The sequence below is a fragment of the Pseudomonas sp. B19125 genome (assembly GCF_044218855.1).
GTDB classification, from domain to species: Bacteria; Pseudomonadota; Gammaproteobacteria; order Pseudomonadales; family Pseudomonadaceae; genus Aquipseudomonas; species Aquipseudomonas edaphica.
Window position 1 is genome coordinate 962296 of the sequence record NZ_CP162589.1, and the last position, 18100, is coordinate 980395.

Genomic DNA, 18100 nt, shown 5'->3' on the forward strand with positions numbered 1-18100 from the left:
TCAGGTGTGGCTAAAACCGCACGACTTGAATAAGTCACGGATTTTCTTCAGTTAATTTAGAGGGCCGGGCACACTTGCCCACAATTGCTGTGGGTGGCTTTGTGGATAAGTTGTTGGGCGAAGGCTGGAGGGTAGATCGGCAAAGGGCTGTAAGGGGGGTGATCATTATTTGAACAGTGATCAATACATGTGGGAGCAGGCAAGCCAGCTCCCACAGTTTGATCTTTGGTGTGTCAGCTATTCGTGCGCCGCTACACCCTTAAGGTAAGGCGCTGGCGCCGCGCCCAGATTGTTCAACAAACGCTCGCTGTACCAATCGACAAAGTTCACCACACCAAACTCATAGGTCTTGGAGTACGGCCCTGGCTGGTACGCGGTGGAGTTGATCCCGCGCTGGTTTTCTTCGGCGAGGCGGCGGTCCTGGTCATTGGTGGCGTCCCAGACCTGGCGCATACGCTCCACGTCGTAGTCCACACCTTCGACGGCGTCCTTGTGCACGATCCACTTGGTGGTGACCATGGTTTCCTGGGCGCTGATCGGCCACACGGTGAACACAATGATGTGATCGCCCATGCAGTGGTTCCACGAATGCGGCAGGTGCAGGATGCGCATCGAGCCCAGGTCCGGGTTCTTGATGCGGCCCATGAGCTTGGCGCAGCCTTGCTTGCCGTCCAGGGTCATCGACACGGTGCCTTTGAGCAACGGCATGCGTACGATGCGGTTGCGCAGGCCGAAGCTGGCGTGAGCGTAAGGGATCTTTTCGGCGTCCCACGCAGCGGCGGAGGCGGCAACGTGGTCCTTGAAGGCCTGGTCGGCACGCGGGTCGGTGACGTCGTCCCATTCCAGCAGGGTTTTCAGCAGTTCCGGGTGCGACGCGTTGCAGTGGTAGCACTCGCGGTTGTTTTCCAGCACCAGCTTCCAGTTGGCCTTTTCGAACAAGGTGGTTTGAATCGCCACCTTGGTGTTCTCCATGTCGTAGGGTTCCATGTAGTGGTTCAGCGTCGACAGGAAGTCATCGATGGCCGGCGGGTTTTCGGCCAGGCTGATGAAGATGTAGCCGCCAGCCGTTTTCACGTTCACAGGCTTCAGGCCGTACTGCTTCATGTCGAAGTCGGCGCCCATCTCGGTGCCGGCGAACAACAGGCGGCCGTCCAGTTCGTAGGTCCACTGGTGGTAGTGGCAAACGAGCTTGGCGACCTTGCCCTTGTCGCTGGTGCACAGGCGCGAGCCCCGGTGGCGGCACACGTTATGGAAGGCATGCACCACGCCGTCGGCACCACGGATCACGATGATCGGGTTCTTGCCTATTTGCAGGGTGATGTAGTTGCCCTTGGTGGGGATCTCGCAGGTCATGCCGGCGATCAACCACTCTTTCTGGAAGATCTCCTGCATGTCGATATCAAACAACCGCTCATCAGAGTAGAACGGCTGCGGCAGCGAAAAAGTGCGCTCGCGCTCTTGCAGCATTTGCGCGGTGGCCTTGCGTGCGGGTTCCAGCGGATCGCCCAAGCTTAAGGTTGCGGTGACGTCCATCGTGTGTGTCCTCATGGCCATTCTGTGTGGCCGGCGAAAGTGGCTGATCAGGTTTTGCAGCAAGGCGTAAAGAAAGCGTAGTTGTTGGCAGCGAGTGTGGGGCCGCCGATGCGCCGAACCTTGTCCATTAACGACATGGCCCACTCTGATCCCGACGCGCAAGCCCCGTGGTATGGGGGCTGGTCGCGATAAGTATGTGAATGTCGCAGATAGGTAAATGGGCGGTTGCGGCGTTACGCAGAATCGCCACCATAAAGCCGAGCATCGGCAGTGGAGAGCAAGCATGTCCAACAATTTCCTGAACCCGGTAACCACCCAGACCTGGGCCAATGGTCGGCACATCGTCCGTTGCGTCAAAGTCATCCAGGAAACCTGGGACGTGCGCACCTTTTGCTTCATGGCCGACCAGCCGATCCTGTTCTTTTTCAAGCCGGGGCAGTTTGTGACCCTGGAGCTTGAGATCGAAGGCCAGCCGATCATGCGCTCGTACACCATTTCCAGTTCGCCGTCGGTGCCGTACAGCTTCTCGGTGACCATCAAGCGCGTGCCGGGGGGGCGGGTTTCCAACTGGCTGCACGACACCCTGCATGAAGGGCAAGAGCTGGCGGTGCACGGGCCGGTCGGGCTGTTCAATGCCATCGACTTCCCAAGCCCCAAAGTGCTGTACCTCAGTGGCGGTGTCGGCATCACGCCGGTGATGTCCATGGCGCGCTGGTTCTACGACACCAACGCGAATGTCGACATGACGTTTGTCCACAGCGCCCGTTCGCCCAAAGACATCATTTACCACCGCGAGCTGGAGCACATGGCGTCGCGGATCGACAACTTCAGCCTGCACCTGATCTGCGAAAAACACGGGCTGGGCGAGCCTTGGGCGGGTTATCGCGGTTACTTGAACCACAAGATGCTGGAATTGATGGTGCCGGACTTCCTTGAGCGCGAAGTGTTCTGCTGCGGCCCTACGCCGTACATGAGCGCAGTGAAACGCCTGCTGGAGGCCGCCGGCTTCGACATGACGCGCTATCACGAGGAGTCCTTCGGCGCCACGCCGCCGGAAGCCCGCGCCGATGCGGTGGAACAAGCCGAGCAAGCAGCGGACGCGCCAGAGATCGACCTGGCAGACCTGCATCAAGTGGAATTTATCGCCTCCGGCAAAAGCATCCGCGTGGCACCGGGCGAAACCGTGCACGCAGCCGCGGCCAAGCTTGGCCTGCTGATCCCTAAAGCGTGCGGCATGGGCATTTGTGGAACATGCAAGGTGATGAAGCTGGGCGGGGAGGTCGAGATGGACCACAACGGCGGGATCACCGAGGAAGACGAAGCCGAAGGCTACATCCTGTCGTGCTGCAGCGTGCCGAAGGGCGACGTGCGCATCGAGTTCTAATAGGGCGGGACGCGGAGCGTCCCTGGAGGCATTCCCACGCAGAGCGTGGGAACGAGCTGGTTGAGTGTCCCCGATCATTCCCACGCTCCGCGTGGGAATGCAGCCCGTGACGCTCCGCGTCACACAGTGCCCAGTATTCAAGTCATGCGCATAGAGCGGGACGCGGAGCGCCCCAGGAGGCATTCCCACGCAGAGCGTGGGAACGAGCTGTTTGAGTGTCCCCGATCGTTCCCACGCTCCGCGTGGGAATGCAGCCCGTGACGCTCCGCGTCACAAAGTGCCCAGTATTCAAGTCATGCGCATAGAGCGGGACGCGGAGCGCCCCAGGAGGCATTCCCACGCAGAGCGTGGGAACGAGCTGGTTGAGTGTCCCGGATCGTTCCCACGCTCCGCGTGGGAATGCAGCCCGTGAAGCTCCGCGTCACAAAGTGCCCAGTATTCAAGCCATGCACATAGGGCGGGACGCGGAGCGTCCCTGGAGACATTCCCACGCAGAGCGTGGGAACGAGCTGGTTGAGTGTCCCGGATCGTTCCCACGCTCCGCGTGGGAATGCAGCCCGTGAAGCTCCGCGTCACAAAGTGCCCAGTATTCAAGCCATGCGCATAGAGCGGGACGCGGAGCGTCACTGGAGGCATTCCCACGCAGAGCGTGGGAACGAGCTGGTTGAGTGTCCCCGATCGTTCCCACGCTCCGCGTGGGAATGCAGCCCGTGACGCTCCGCGTCACAAAGTGCCCAGTATTCAAGCCATGCACATAGGGCGGGACGCGGAGCGCCCCAGGAGGCGTTCTCACGCAGAGAGGGGGGACGGGCACTAGTGCCACTGTTGAATTTCGATGAGCCCTTCCTGCCCTGCGTAATTGCGCGCACTGGAATACCGCCAGTGTTCGGCTAGGTCCACATATCCTCGTTTCACCGGGTTGTGGTGAATGTAATCAAGTTTCTGGTGCATCACCCCCTCGCTGTACACCAACTCAGCGTGTGCGCCTTCCTGCCAAAGTTGATAAGCCCGGTCTACCTTGTGCGCCCGTTTGCTGAACCGCAGGCGTTGTAATAAACGCTCTGCGCCTCGGCGCTGCAAATCATCAATGATGGTACGGGCGGTAAAGGATTTGAATTGGCTCACGCATTTGCCAAGGTCGGGAGCCTGAGCGACGAAGTGCAAGTGGTTTTCGAGAACGACGTAGCCGAAGAGATTCAGGGCGTGGTGGTTTTGTTGATATCGCCAGCAGTCCAAAAGATGACCAACGATGTAGTCACGGGTGAACAGCGGTAGCCACTCCATGACGGTGCAGGTGAGGAAGTGCGGCTTTTCGGGTTCGGTGATGACGTAGCGGCTTCTGCCCATGGATTCGTCCTTGAATCTGGGTGCGGCTTGGACGCAGAGCGTCCGGGGATGCATTCCCACGCAGAGCGTGGGAACGATCATGTACATTCAGTTAATCGTGCCCGCGCGAGCGTGGGAGCGATCGGGTCAGCTTGGTTAGCGTGCGTATATCTGTATGGCGAACTGCTCACCTGATGCTGTCAGTTCAAAGGTTTTTTCGGTGATGACCAGGGTTCTTGAAGGCTCCCTGATGGTGTCACCGACTTTCGCCAGTTTCCTGAACTCATCCCAGCTCACAAACGTGGTGCTGAGACTGCCTTCCTGCAACGCTTTAGTGTTGTAGCATTGAACTTCCATGGTCTAACCCTCTGCTGGATTTCCGTTTCCGACCGATTATTCGGCAGGCAGTTGTGCCCGAAAGGTGGCCGCTGCAGCGGCGTTTTCCTTTCGGGTTCCAAGAGGCTAGACGATGAAAGTGGACTGTGATGCTGTCGGAAATACCAAATAACAGTCTCGGCAATGCGCCAGTATTCGTGAGGCTTAAGCGTTCATCACTTCCCTAATGTCTGCGGCTAATTCTCTTACGCGTTCTTCTTCGGTATCCCACGCACACATGAACCGTGCGCCACCTTTGCCAATGAATGTGTAGAAGCGCCAGCCCTTGGCCGTCAGCGCTGCGATGGCCGGTTCCGAGAGTTGCAGGAACACGCCGTTGGCCTGTACCGGGAACATCAGTTCCACGCCGGGAATGTCCGCCACCAGGCTGCTGAGCAATTGTGCGCATTGGTTGGCGTGGCGGGCGTGTTTGAGCCAGGCATCGTTTTCCAGCAGGCCCACCCATGGGGCGGAGAGGAAGCGCATTTTCGAGGCCAACTGGCCGGCCTGTTTGCAGCGGTAATCGAAGTCTTCAGCCAGTTTGTGGTTGAAGAACAGGATGGCTTCGCCTACTGCCATGCCGTTTTTGGTGCCGCCGAAACACAGTACATCCACACCGGCTTTCCAGGTCAGGTCGGCCGGCGAGCAGCCCAGGAACGCGCAGGCGTTGGAGAAGCGCGCGCCGTCCATGTGCAGGTTCAGGCCCAGCTCTTTGCAGGTGACGCTGATGGCGCGGATTTCTTCCGGGGTATACACGCTGCCCACTTCCGTGGCTTGGGTGAGGGTGACCACGCGCGGTTTGGGGTAGTGGATGTCCTGGCGCTTGAGGGCGATCTCGCGGATCGATTCGGGCGTCAGCTTGCCGTTTTCGGTGCGGGCGGTGAGCAGCTTGGAGCCGTTGGAGAAGAACTCCGGCGCACCACATTCGTCGGTTTCGACGTGGGCGGTTTCCGAGCAAATCACGCTATGGTAGCTCTGGCACAGCGAAGACAGCGCCAGGGAGTTGGCCGCGGTGCCGTTGAAGGCGAAGAACACTTCACAGTCGGTTTCGAACAAATTGCGGAAACCGTCGGCGGCACGGTGGGTCCACTCATCGTCGCCGTAGGCGCGTTGATGGCCCTGGTTGGCTTGTTCCATGGCGGCCCAGGCTTCCGGGCAGATGCCGGAATAGTTGTCGCTGGCGAATTGTTGGCTATTGTCGGTCATGGCCCATTCCTGTGGTCGATGTTGGTGCGCACTGTAACCAAGATTGTCGCGGGTGCGCACGCACTGTAAATGCAAAGTCACTGGGGAATTATGCACGGTACACACACGTTGGCTGTCGGACGCGTCCGCGATGGCGCACTGGATCTGCTCAAGTGGCTGGCGCTGCTGAGCATGGTGCTCGACCACTTGCGTTATGTCGGTTTGAGCCTGGACGGCCTGTACGTGCCGGGGCGCCTGGCGTTTCCGTGGTTTTGCCTGGCGATTGCAGCCAATTTGCACCGGGTCGCCAATGCTCCCGTCACGGGCCAGTGGCGCTACCTGGGCTGGCTGTTGCTGTTCAGTGTGATCAGTGAAGTGCCCTACCGGATGTTTATCGAGGATGCCGATACATTGAACGTCTTGCCGACGTTGGCGCTGGGGTTGCTGGTTGCCCGAGGATGGCAGCAGAAGGTGCTTTTTGATCGAGGATTGGCGCTGATTGCCCTAGTCATCGCGGCGCTGTTTTCTGCCCAGCTGATGTTCGGGTTTTTCGGTGTGTTACTGCCGCTGGCGATGCTGCTGGTGTTTAACCGGCCATGGTATTTCAGCGTGTTGCCGGGTTTGGTCTGCGTGGCCGCCAATCAATGGCAGATTCTGCTCAATAGCGGCACGCCTGTGGCGCTTATGGGGTTGGCCGCTTGCCTGATTGCGCCCTTGGCGGGTTTGGTCTTGTTGCGACACGCCAAAAACGTCTCGCCACCGGCGATGCGCCGCTGGGCTTACGCGCTGTATCCGTTACATTTTTTACTTTTGTTGGGGGTTCGAAAGGCCATTGGCTGACATCGACTCGAGCCAACAAGGTGGGAACGGATGAGCCGCGTAGAAATCGCGCATTTTTTGTACGTCGCGCTCGAACCAATCTCGCAGCCACTGGCAATATTGAAGTGAAATAGCCTGCCTGTGCGTTGGGTTGAGGCTTTCGTCGGCAATACATTGCGCAGCCATCATTCCTGACATCAGCGCCTTGAGTACGCCATGAGAGGCGCCCGGGTCCAACCTGCTGGCTGCGTCTCCGATGATGAAATAGCCGTTACCCGCTGCCTGATCACAGATTGACCAAGTGACATCTGCCCCCCGGATCGTTCCTTCACAGGGTAAGTGTTCAAAACAGGCCGGAACAGCCGCCATCTTCGGTGATTTATCTTGCATAAAGCGCAGTCTCGTCCAGTGATAAAGCTGCTGGCCGATATGAGCGGTCCAATACCAGCCCGATGGGTCTGCGAAGATGCCGAGCGTATTTTCCTGGACTGTTCCTCGCTTATAGCCATACACGGCGGTCAGCGGGGGCGAGCAGCGACGCGATGTCAGCCTTAATTGGCGAGCCAGCCAACCGTGAGCGCCACTGGCATCAATAAGGTGCCTGCAAAACAGTTGCCCGGCCTGGGTCTGGAGGCCCACCACTCGATCCCTTATCTGCAACACGGTCTTTGCCTGGCAGGGTTGCAGGACGTGGACACCTGACGCGGCTGCTCGATCCAGCAGCAACCCGTCCAGCATTGCTCGGGGAATCTGAAACCCCCGCCAAGGTCCGTTTTGGTCTTGCCCGAAAGGCACAAAGTGTCGTTCAGTGTCCCACCTCACCCAAGTACCCGCAGGCCGGACGAAGGCGTCGCCGCGGATTTTTTCAGCCACACCCAGTTGCTGAAGCAGAGGCTCTAAGCCGGGGTGCAGGGTTTCGCCCGGGCGGTGGCGCGGAAAAGACAGGCGCTCAATCAGTGCCACTTTCAAGCCCTGTTGAGCGCAGCAAATGGCCGCCGAGCAACCCGCCGGGCCGGCACCTATTATGATCACGTCATAGCGGCCTGCGCTGTCGGGCGTTGCCATGCTGAATGTGTCGATAAACCAATTTCCAGGTGTGGTGCTCAATGAAAGTTTGACGCGCCGGAAAGCATCGATTCGCCGTTGATATTCCTGCGAGTCGACTTTGCCTGTGAGTGCCAATGAGAACTTCCCGTTCAGCGCGTTCTCTGTGTAGTCGGTATAGAAGTAAGTTTCGTACGCTCTATGGGGCGCGTAATTGGCGACGTATTTTTTTGGAGCGGGTACGCCATCCCACGGGAAACCGGCACTTTTGCCGATCTCCTGATCCAGCATTGGTTTTACGGTCGGACCCGCCCCGACGTTTGGTGGATAGGCTTGTGCTGAGTCTGATGCAACTGCAGGCCAGAATGAACTCAACGCTGCGCAGAGCTTGGCATCCTCGGGGAATGGGCTGCCCAGCCTGTAGGCTTCCAGGTGCGCCACGCTGCCCAATTCGGGGTCAGTCGTCACAAGGCCAACATCCCAGCCTGGCGCGAATATCCCTGCGCTCGCATCGGGAAGGCACCACGCGCACCGTGCAGGTGTAACGCTTTGCGTCAGCGGCGTAGCCAGGTTGGGCGAAGAGTCGAGCGCCATGCCCGCGTTCCTCAACGGTGTAGGGCGTTCAATCTGTTGGACTGAACAGTGAAAGCGTCGAATACATGAGCTGGCGCTGTTTGAGTGGCAAGCGTAGCCAAGTTTTCAGGCGTGTGAGGCTTAAAGTGTCAGGTTTCTGTTTCTAAATCTTCAGGCGGCCCGAGCCATCTGCGTGTTTTATCGCCCACCCGCGAAGCCATGTCGTAAACGCACCTTTGCGTGGCGTGCGTAGGCATTTGACCTCGCTGCGCCAGCCCTACCATCGCATCAAAGGGCCCTGCGAGGGCCTCAACAATACGAAAGGCTGGGAGAGACGCGATGTTCAGCAAAAAAGACCAGATCCAAGGGTATGACGACGCATTGCTGGCGGCGATGAATGCCGAGGAGCAGCGTCAGGAAGACCATATCGAGCTGATCGCGTCAGAGAACTACACCAGCAAACGCGTCATGGAAGCCCAGGGCAGCGGCCTCACCAACAAATACGCCGAAGGCTACCCAGGCAAGCGCTACTACGGCGGCTGCGAGCATGTGGACAAGGTTGAAGCCCTGGCCATCGAGCGCGCCAAACAACTGTTCGGCGCTGATTACGCCAACGTGCAGCCACACTCCGGTTCGTCCGCCAACAGCGCGGTGTACCTGGCGCTGATCAATGCCGGTGACACCATCCTGGGCATGAGCCTGGCCCACGGCGGCCACTTGACCCACGGCGCCAAAGTGTCGTCCTCGGGCAAGCTGTACAACGCCGTGCAGTACGGCATCAACACCGATACCGGTTTGATCGACTATGACGAAGTTGAGCGCCTGGCCGTCGAATGCCAGCCGAAAATGATCGTGGCCGGTTTCTCCGCTTACTCCAAGACCCTCGATTTCCCGCGCTTCCGTCAGATCGCCGACAAGGTTGGCGCACTGCTGTTCGTCGACATGGCCCACGTCGCCGGCCTGGTTGCCGCGGGCCTGTACCCGAACCCGCTGCCTTACGCCGATGTGGTCACCACCACCACCCACAAAACCCTGCGCGGCCCACGTGGCGGTTTGATCCTGGCCAAGGCCAACGAAGCCATCGAGAAGAAACTCAACGCTGCCGTGTTCCCCGGCGCCCAGGGCGGCCCGCTGATGCACGTTATCGCCGGCAAGGCCGTGTGCTTCAAGGAAGCGCTGGAGCCCGGTTTCAAGGCTTACCAACAACAGGTGATCGACAACGCCCAGGCCATGGCAGACGTGTTTATCAAGCGCGGCTACGACGTGGTGTCCGGCGGCACCGATAACCACCTGTTCCTGGTTAGCCTGATCCGCCAGGGCCTCACCGGCAAAGACGCGGACGCTGCCCTCGGCCGCGCCCACATCACCGTCAACAAGAACGCCGTGCCGAATGACCCGCAGTCGCCGTTCGTGACCTCGGGCCTGCGCATCGGTACCCCGGCGGTGACCACGCGGGGTTTCAAGGTGCCGCAATGCATCGAGCTGGCCGGCTGGATCTGCGACATCCTCGACAACCTCGGCGACGCCGATGTCGAGGCCAACGTGGCCAAGCACGTGTCTGCCCTGTGCGCTGATTTCCCGGTTTATCGCTGAGCGCGGTTTTGGAGTAATGACTATGCAACGCTACTCGGGCTTCGGCCTCTTCAAGCACTCACTCAGCCACCACGAAAACTGGCAGAAGATGTGGCGCACGCCCACACCGAAAAAGGTCTACGACGTGGTTATTGTCGGCGGCGGCGGGCATGGTCTGGCGACGGCTTACTATTTGGCCAAAGAGCACGGCATCACCAACGTGGCCGTGGTCGAGAAAGGCTGGCTGGGCGGCGGTAACACCGCGCGCAACACCACCATCGTGCGTTCCAACTACCTGTGGGACGAGTCGGCGCACCTGTACGAACACGCGATGAAACTGTGGGAAGGCCTGTCCCAGGACCTGAACTACAACGTGATGTTCTCCCAGCGTGGCGTCTACAACCTGTGCCACACCCTGCAAGACATCCGGGACTCCGAGCGTCGCGTGAGCGCCAACCGCCTCAACGGCGTGGACGGCGAGTTGCTCAACGCCAAACAAGTGGCCGACGAGATCCCGTACCTCGACTGCTCAAAAAACACCCGCTACCCGGTACTCGGCGCCACCGTGCAACGGCGCGGCGGCGTAGCCCGCCACGATGCCGTGGCCTGGGGCTTCGCGCGCGCCGCTGACGCACTCGGCGTGGACCTGATCCAGCAGACCGAAGTGATCGGCTTTCGCAAGGAAAACGGCGTGTGCATTGGCGTCGAAACCAACAAGGGTTTCATCGGCGCCAAGCGCGTCGGTGTGGTCACTGCCGGTAACTCCGGGCACATGGCCTCGCTCGCCGGCTTCCGCCTGCCAATCGAATCCCACCCGCTGCAAGCGCTGGTGTCCGAGCCGATCAAGCCGATTATCGACAGCGTGATCATGTCCAACGCCGTGCACGGTTACATCAGCCAGTCCGACAAGGGCGACCTGGTGATCGGCGCCGGTATCGACGGCTACAACGGCTACGGCCAGCGCGGCTCGTACCCGGTAATCGAACACACCATCCAGGCCATCGTCGAGATGTTCCCGGTGCTGTCGCGGGTGCGCATGAACCGCCAGTGGGGCGGCATCGTCGACACCACGCCGGACGCCTGCCCGATCATCTCCAAAACCCCGGTGCCGAACATGTTCTTCAACTGCGGCTGGGGCACCGGCGGTTTTAAAGCCACTCCAGGCTCAGGCAACGTGTTTGCCGCCAGCCTCGCCAAGGGTGAAATGCACCCATTGGCAGCGCCATTCTCCATCGACCGTTTCCACAACGGTGCGTTGATCGACGAACACGGCGCTGCGGCCGTCGCCCACTAACAGGAGAAATTCCCTATGTTGCATATCTTCTGTCCTCACTGTGGCGAACTGCGCTCCGAAGAGGAATTCCACGCGTCCGGCCAAGCGCACATCCCGCGCCCGCTGGACCCGAACGCCTGCACCGATGAAGAGTGGGGCGACTACATGTTCTTCCGTGACAACCCACGCGGGCTGCATCACGAGCTGTGGATCCATGCCGCCGGTTGCCGTCAGTACTTCAACGCCACCCGCGACACCCTGACCTACGAAATTCTTGAAACCTACAAGATCGGCACCAAGCCGCAATTCACCGCCAAGGCTACTGGAGAGAAGGTATGAGCCAGATCAATCGCCTGTCCAACGGTGGCCGCATCGACCGCAACAAAGCCCTGACGTTTACCTTCAACGGCCAGAGCTACAAGGGCTTTGAGGGCGATACCCTGGCCGCAGCCCTGCTGGCCAACGGCGTCGACATCATCGGCCGCAGCTTCAAGTACTCGCGCCCGCGCGGCATCTTTGCAGCGGGCGCCGAAGAGCCGAACGCGGTGCTGCAGATCGGCGCCACTGAAGCCACCCAGATTCCCAACGTGCGCGCCACGCAACAGGCGCTGTACCAGGGTTTGGTCGCCACCAGCACTAACGGCTGGCCGAACGTTAACAATGACGTGATGGGCATTCTTGGCAAAGTCGGCGGCAAGCTGATGCCGCCGGGTTTCTACTACAAAACCTTCATGTACCCGCAATCGTTCTGGATGACTTACGAGAAGTACATTCGTAAGGCTGCGGGCCTTGGCCGCTCGCCGACCGAGAATGACCCGGACACCTACGACAACTTCAACCGTCATTGCGACGTGCTGATTGTGGGTGCCGGCCCTGCTGGCCTGGCCGCGGCATTGGCCGCTGCGCGCAGCGGTGCCCGCGTGATTATTGCTGACGAACAGGAAGAATTCGGCGGCTCCTTGCTGGACTCACGCGAAAGCCTCGACGGCAAGCCGGCGACCGAATGGGTTGCCAGCGTGATCGCGGAACTCAAAGCCCTGCCGGACGTGGTGTTGCTGCCGCGTGCCACCGTCAATGGCTACCACGACCACAACTTCCTGACCATTCACGAACGCCTCACCGACCACCTCGGTGACCGTGCGCCGATTGGCCAGGTGCGCCAGCGCATCCACCGTGTGCGTGCCAAGCGCGTGGTGCTGGCGACCGGTGCGTGCGAGCGTCCGTTGGTGTACGGCAACAACGACGTGCCGGGCAATATGCTCGCCGGTGCAGTCTCTACCTACGTGCGCCGCTACGGCGTGGCACCCGGCAAAAAACTGGTGCTGTCGACCAACAACGACCACGCCTACCGCGTCGCGCTGGACTGGCTTGATGCGGGCCTGCAAGTGGTCGCCGTGGCTGATGTGCGTCACAACCCACGCGGCGCCCTGGTGGAAGAAGCCCGCGCCAAAGGTATTCGCATCCTCACCGGCAGCGCCGTGATCGAAGCCCGTGGCAGCAAGCACGTGACCGCTGCACGCGTGGCGGCGATTGACGTCAAAGCACACAAAGTCACCAGCCCCGGCGAGTGGCTGGACTGCGACCTGGTGGCCAGCTCCGGCGGCTACAGCCCAGTGGTTCACCTGGCTTCGCACCTGGGCGGCAAGCCGACCTGGCGTGAAGACATCCTCGGTTTTGTGCCAGGCGAAGCCCCGCAAAAACGTGTGTGCGTCGGCGGTATCAATGGCGTCTACGGCCTCGGCGATTCCCTGGCCGATGGTTTTGAAGGCGGCGTGCGCGCAGCCAGCGAAGCCGGGTTTGCACCGGTGGAAGGCACGCTGCCAAAAGCCTTGAGCCGTCTGGAAGAGCCAACCCTGGGCATTTACCAGGTGCCCCATGACAAGCCGACCGCACGGGCGCCGAAGCAATTTGTCGACCTGCAAAACGACGTCACCGCTGCCGCCATTGAGCTGGCGACCCGCGAAGGGTTCGAGTCGGTCGAGCACGTCAAGCGCTACACCGCGCTGGGCTTCGGCACCGATCAGGGCAAGCTCGGCAACGTCAACGGCCTGGCCATTGCGGCCCGCTCGCTGAACGTGACCATCCCGCAGATGGGCACCACGATGTTCCGCCCCAACTACACGCCGGTGACCTTCGGCGCCGTGGCGGGCCGTCACTGTGGGCACATTTTTGAGCCGGTGCGCTACACCGCGCTGCAAGCCTGGCACGTTAAAAACGGCGCCGAGTTTGAAGATGTCGGCCAATGGAAACGCCCTTGGTACTTCCCGCGTAACGGTGAAGACCTGCACGCCGCCGTGAAGCGCGAATGCCTGGCGGTACGCGACAGCGTCGGCCTGCTGGATGCGTCCACCCTCGGCAAGATCGATATTCAAGGCCCGGATGCCCGCGAGTTCCTCAACCGCATCTACAGCAACGCCTGGACCAAGCTCGACGTGGGCAAGGCCCGCTACGGCCTGATGTGCAAGGAAGACGGCATGGTCTTCGACGACGGCGTCACCGCCTGTCTCGCCGACAACCACTTCCTGATGACCACCACCACCGGCGGCGCCGCCCGCGTGCTGCAGTGGCTGGAAATCTACCAGCAGACCGAGTGGCCAGACCTCAAGGTGTACTTCACCTCGGTCACCGACCACTGGGCGACCATGACCTTGTCCGGCCCCAACAGCCGCAAACTGCTGGCCGAAGTCACCGACATCGACCTGGATAAGGACGGTTTCCCGTTCATGACCTGGAAGGAAGGCCTGGTTGGCGGCGTACCGGCGCGGGTGTTCCGTATCTCGTTTACCGGCGAGCTGTCGTACGAAGTCAACGTGCAGGCCGACTACGCCATGGGCGTGCTCGAACAGATCGTTGCGGCCGGCAAGAAGTACAACCTGACGCCTTACGGCACCGAGACCATGCACGTACTGCGCGCCGAGAAGGGTTTCATCATCGTCGGGCAAGACACCGACGGCTCGATGACCCCGGACGACCTGAACATGGGCTGGTGCGTAGGCCGTACCAAACCGTTCTCGTGGATCGGCTGGCGCGGGATGAACCGTGAAGACTGCGTGCGTGAAGAACGTAAGCAGTTGGTGGGCTTGAAGCCGATTGACCCGAATGTATGGCTGCCGGAAGGCGCGCAGTTGGTGTTCGACCCTAAACAGTCGATCCCGATGAAGATGGTCGGCCATGTGACCTCAAGCTATGCGCACAACTCGCTGGGTTATTCATTTGCGATGGCGGTGGTCAAGGGCGGCTTGAAGCGTATGGGTGAGCGAGTGTTCTCACCGCAGGCGGATGGCAGCGTGATCGAGGCAGAGATTGTGTCCTCGGTGTTCTTCGACCCGAAAGGCGAGCGGCAGAACATCTGATAGACCGAGTCGCCTGCATCGCAGGCAAGCCAGCTCCCACATTTGGAATGCGTTCCCCTGTGGGAGCCGGGCTTGCCCGCGATGAGGCCAGAGCAGTCACCACAGAATTCAGAACAGGTGCTTTATGACAGCAGCCAATGTTTACCAACAACGCCCCACCACCGGCGCCAAGGCCGAGTCGTCGCTGCACCATGCCGACCTCGCCAGCCTGGTCGGCAAGCGCCGCAAGAACGCCGGCGTGACCGTGCGTGAAAAGAAACTCCTCGGCCACCTGACCATCCGTGGCGATGGCCATGACGCCGCGTTCGCCGCCGGTGTGCACAAAGCCCTCGGCATCGAACTGCCTGGCGCCTTGCAAGTGATCGTCAAAGGCGAAACCAGCCTGCAATGGCTCGGCCCGGATGAGTGGCTGTTGATCGTGCCAAGCGGTGAAGAGTTTGCCGCCGAACAAAACCTGCGCGCTGCCCTGGGTGAGCTGCATATCCAGATCGTCAACGTCAGCGGCGGCCAGCAGATCCTCGAACTCAGCGGCCCGAACGTGCGCGACGTGCTGATGAAGTCCACCAGCTACGACGTGCACCCTAATAACTTCCCGGTGGGCAAGGCGGTGGGCACGGTGTTCGCCAAGTCGCAGCTGGTGATCCGCCACACGGCTGAAGACACCTGGGAGCTGCTGATTCGTCGCAGCTTCTCGGATTACTGGTGGCTGTGGCTGCAGGATGCGTCCGCCGAATTTGGCCTGAATGTCGTTGCATAACGATCGTTCCCACGCTCTGCGTGGGAATGCATCCCGGGACGCTCCGCGTCCCAAGAGGGGACGCAGAGCGTCCATGGCGGCATTCCCACGCAGAGCGTGGGAACGATCAAGGAGTCACGCACAATGAGCCGCGCACCCGACACATGGATTTTGACCGCCGACTGCCCAAGCGTGCTCGGCACGGTGGACGCGGTCACCCGCTACCTGTTTGAGCAGGGCTGCTACGTCACCGAGCACCATTCGTTCGATGACCGTCTCTCGGGCCGGTTTTTTATCCGCGTGGAATTTCGTCAACCTGAGGGTTTTGACGAGCAAGCCTTCCGCGATGGCTTGGCCACGCGCGGTGAAGCCTTTGGCATGATCTTCGAGCTGACGGCGCCGAACTATCGGCCAAAAGTAGTGATCATGGTGTCCAAGGCCGATCACTGCCTGAACGATTTGCTCTACCGCCAACGCATCGGCCAACTGTCGATGGACGTGGTCGCGGTGGTGTCCAACCACCCTGATTTAAAACCTTTGGCCGACTGGCACCAGATTCCCTACTACCATTTCCCCCTCGACCCCAACGACAAACCGTCCCAGGAGCGTCAGGTGTGGCAAGTGATTGAAGAGACCGGCGCCGAACTGGTGATTCTTGCGCGCTATATGCAAGTGCTGTCGCCGGAGCTGTGCCGCAAGCTCGATGGCAAGGCCATCAACATTCACCACTCGTTGCTGCCCGGTTTCAAAGGCGCCAAGCCGTATCACCAGGCCTACAACAAGGGCGTGAAACTGGTGGGCGCCACGGCGCATTACATCAACAACGATTTGGATGAAGGCCCGATCATCGCCCAGGGCGTGGAGGTGGTGGATCACAGCCACTATCCCGAGGACTTGATTGCCAAGGGGCGTGATATTGAAGGGCTGACGTTGGCGCGTGCAGTGGGGTATCACATTGAGCGGCGGGTGTTTTTGAACGCCAATCGAACTGTCGTTCTTTAGATTGCTATCGCGGGCAAGCCCGCTCCCACATTTGATGTGTGAATACTTTTGAATGTGGGAGCTGGCTTGCCTGCGATGAGGCCATCAGCACCAACACAAGGAAACAGCATCTGTACCCGAGCACTTAAACGCGCCGCCTGCCTGGGCGACGCGGTTCCATAAAAACAACAGCGAGGTGAAAGCATGTCTGGTAATCGTGGTGTCGTGTATCTCGGCAACGGCAAGGTCGAAGTACAGAAAATCGACTATCCCAAAATGCAGGACCCCCGTGGCAGGAAGATTGAGCACGGCGTCATCCTGCGCGTGGTCTCCACCAACATCTGCGGCTCCGACCAACACATGGTGCGCGGCCGCACCACTGCCCAGACCGGCCTGGTACTGGGGCATGAAATCACCGGCGAAGTGATCGAGAAGGGCAGCGACGTCGAGAACCTGAAGATCGGTGACCTGGTGTCGGTGCCATTCAACGTGGCGTGCGGCCGCTGCCGCTCGTGCAAAGAACAACACACCGGCGTGTGCCTCACCGTCAACCCGGCCCGTGCCGGTGGCGCTTACGGCTACGTCGACATGGGCGACTGGACCGGCGGCCAGGCCGAATACGTGCTGGTGCCGTATGCCGACTTCAACCTGCTGAAACTGCCGGACCGCGACAAGGCCATGGAGAAAATCCGTGACCTGACCTGCCTCTCCGACATCCTGCCGACCGGCTACCACGGCGCCGTCACTGCCGGCGTTGGCCCAGGCAGCACCGTCTACATCGCAGGCGCCGGCCCTGTTGGCCTGGCCGCTGCCGCCTCCGCCCGCCTGCTCGGCGCAGCGGTAGTGATCATCGGAGACGTCAACCCGATCCGCCTGGCCCACGCCAAGGCCCAGGGTTTTGAAATTGCCGACCTGTCCAAAGACACCCCACTGCACGAACAAATCGCCGCCTTGCTGGGCGAGCCGGAAGTGGACTGCGCGGTAGACGCCGTAGGCTTCGAAGCCCGTGGCCACGGCCATGAAGGCGCCAAGGCCGAAGCACCGGCCACCGTGCTCAACTCGCTGATGGGCGTGGTGCGTGTGGCGGGCAAAATCGGTATCCCTGGGCTGTACGTTACCGAAGACCCAGGTGCTGTTGATGCTGCCGCGAAAATGGGCAGCCTGAGCATTCGCTTTGGGCTGGGCTGGGCCAAATCCCACAGCTTCCACACCGGGCAAACGCCGGTGATGAAGTACAACCGCGCACTGATGCAGGCGATCATGTGGGATCGCATCAACATTGCTGAGATCGTCGGTGTACAGGTGATCAGCCTGGATGACGCGCCGCGTGGGTACGGCGAATTTGATGCGGGCGTGCCGAAGAAGTTTGTGATTGATCCGCATAAGATGTTTAGCGCGGCGTAAGGCTTGGGGCAAATAAAAGGGCGACCTGTGGGTCGCCCTTTTTGTATCTGGTGTTTAGGCCTGTAGGCGTCGGCTGATGACATCCAGCAAATCACAGCCATCGCGCAATGGAATGGCGCAGAGCAGGGCGAAGTCCTGGAGGACGAGGTTGTCGGTGTTCAGGCCTTCGCGAAACGCCAGGTTTTCCATGACTTGGGTGACGGCGCGGATGCGGTAGACGGCGGCGTCGTGGAGCACGTCGAGCGGCACTTGGGTGTCGATGAGCAGGGAGGGCGTGGTGGCGTCGTGGCCGGTGAGCGGCATGTATCGGTTCATGTTTTAACCTTTATTTCAGAGAGTGAGGCTACCACTCACACGTCGCCAAACGAATGGGTGGCAGCTGTACGCAGGTTGGCGAACCGGTGAAATAAAGCAAAGGCCGGCAGACCCGAAGGTCTCCCGCGCACAGCCGCCATAAAGCAGCCTTACGCGTGCAAAAGCACCAGCAAAGGAGCAGGTGCTTTTGCATGCATTATTTCAATCGAGTCGCCAAACCCGTGTCG

Annotated in this window: 15 protein-coding genes; 9 read left to right on the forward strand and 6 right to left on the reverse strand. The window is 60.4% G+C overall.

The features are described 5' to 3' along the window. Nucleotides 1-237: 237 nt before the first annotated feature. Nucleotides 238-1533 carry a glycine-betaine demethylase subunit GbcA gene (gene gbcA, locus AB4P96_RS04300; protein ID WP_017139360.1) on the reverse strand — a complete coding sequence of 432 codons (1296 nt, stop codon included), beginning with the start codon at nt 1531-1533 and terminating at the stop codon, nt 238-240. Between the two features lie 283 nt (nt 1534-1816). Between gbcA and gbcB the strand changes: the two genes are divergently transcribed. After that, the gene (gene gbcB, locus AB4P96_RS04305; RefSeq protein ID WP_017139359.1) at nt 1817-2917 is read left to right on the forward strand and encodes a glycine-betaine demethylase subunit GbcB; all 1101 of its coding nucleotides are present in this window, start codon (nt 1817-1819) and stop codon (nt 2915-2917) included. Nucleotides 2918-3730: 813 nt separating this feature from the next. On the opposite strand, the gene AB4P96_RS04310 is transcribed toward gbcB, so the two are convergent. The 3 genes from AB4P96_RS04310 to AB4P96_RS04320 form a co-directional block, all read right to left on the reverse strand. Then, nucleotides 3731-4264 carry a hypothetical protein gene (locus AB4P96_RS04310; protein ID WP_026013773.1) on the reverse strand — a complete coding sequence of 178 codons (534 nt, stop codon included), beginning with the start codon at nt 4262-4264 and terminating at the stop codon, nt 3731-3733. Nucleotides 4265-4399: 135 nt separating this feature from the next. Next, entirely contained in the window at nt 4400-4600 is a 201-nt protein-coding gene (locus AB4P96_RS04315) for a hypothetical protein (protein WP_017137985.1), read from the reverse strand. Between the two features lie 183 nt (nt 4601-4783). Further along, nucleotides 4784-5824: a low specificity L-threonine aldolase gene (locus tag AB4P96_RS04320; protein ID WP_017137986.1), complete on the reverse strand. Its 1041-nt coding sequence runs from the start codon at nt 5822-5824 to the stop codon at nt 4784-4786. A gap of 90 nt (nt 5825-5914) precedes the next feature. On the opposite strand from AB4P96_RS04320, the gene AB4P96_RS04325 reads away from it, so the two are divergent. Continuing rightward, complete coding sequence (locus AB4P96_RS04325) at nt 5915-6643, forward strand: TraX family protein (protein WP_169987519.1); 729 nt, start codon at nt 5915-5917, stop codon at nt 6641-6643. Here AB4P96_RS04325 and AB4P96_RS04330 read toward each other — a convergent pair. After that, the gene (locus tag AB4P96_RS04330) at nt 6608-8260 is read right to left on the reverse strand and encodes an FAD-dependent oxidoreductase (protein ID WP_395600533.1); all 1653 of its coding nucleotides are present in this window, start codon (nt 8258-8260) and stop codon (nt 6608-6610) included. The genes AB4P96_RS04325 and AB4P96_RS04330 overlap by 36 nt on opposite strands. 318 nt (nt 8261-8578) lie before the next feature. Here AB4P96_RS04330 and glyA point away from each other — a divergent pair, with 318 nt between their 5' ends. The 7 genes from glyA to fdhA all read left to right on the forward strand — a co-directional run bounded on the left by glyA (nt 8579) and on the right by fdhA (nt 17558). Next, nucleotides 8579-9832: a serine hydroxymethyltransferase gene (gene glyA, locus AB4P96_RS04335; RefSeq protein WP_099550385.1), complete on the forward strand. Its 1254-nt coding sequence runs from the start codon at nt 8579-8581 to the stop codon at nt 9830-9832. A gap of 22 nt (nt 9833-9854) precedes the next feature. Next, the gene (locus AB4P96_RS04340; RefSeq protein ID WP_010207084.1) at nt 9855-11105 is read left to right on the forward strand and encodes a sarcosine oxidase subunit beta; all 1251 of its coding nucleotides are present in this window, start codon (nt 9855-9857) and stop codon (nt 11103-11105) included. Between the two features lie 15 nt (nt 11106-11120). Beyond that, the gene (locus tag AB4P96_RS04345; RefSeq protein ID WP_395600534.1) at nt 11121-11423 is read left to right on the forward strand and encodes a sarcosine oxidase subunit delta; all 303 of its coding nucleotides are present in this window, start codon (nt 11121-11123) and stop codon (nt 11421-11423) included. Next, the gene (locus AB4P96_RS04350) at nt 11420-14437 is read left to right on the forward strand and encodes a sarcosine oxidase subunit alpha (RefSeq protein ID WP_099550386.1); all 3018 of its coding nucleotides are present in this window, start codon (nt 11420-11422) and stop codon (nt 14435-14437) included. The genes AB4P96_RS04345 and AB4P96_RS04350 overlap by 4 nt, the downstream gene beginning before the upstream one ends. Nucleotides 14438-14561: 124 nt before the next feature. Continuing rightward, the gene (locus AB4P96_RS04355; RefSeq protein WP_395600535.1) at nt 14562-15194 is read left to right on the forward strand and encodes a sarcosine oxidase subunit gamma; all 633 of its coding nucleotides are present in this window, start codon (nt 14562-14564) and stop codon (nt 15192-15194) included. 123 nt (nt 15195-15317) lie between these two features. Then, nucleotides 15318-16175, forward strand: coding sequence for a formyltetrahydrofolate deformylase (purU, locus tag AB4P96_RS04360; RefSeq protein WP_056857793.1), 858 nt, complete (start codon nt 15318-15320; stop codon nt 16173-16175). Between the two features lie 183 nt (nt 16176-16358). Continuing rightward, a complete protein-coding gene (fdhA, locus tag AB4P96_RS04365; RefSeq protein ID WP_017137993.1) occupies nt 16359-17558 on the forward strand; it encodes a formaldehyde dehydrogenase, glutathione-independent in 1200 nt (399 codons plus the stop codon). A 54-nt stretch (nt 17559-17612) separates the two neighbouring features. On the opposite strand, the gene AB4P96_RS04370 is transcribed toward fdhA, so the two are convergent. After that, nucleotides 17613-17873: a hypothetical protein gene (locus AB4P96_RS04370; protein WP_017137997.1), complete on the reverse strand. Its 261-nt coding sequence runs from the start codon at nt 17871-17873 to the stop codon at nt 17613-17615. Nucleotides 17874-18100 lie beyond the last annotated feature (227 nt).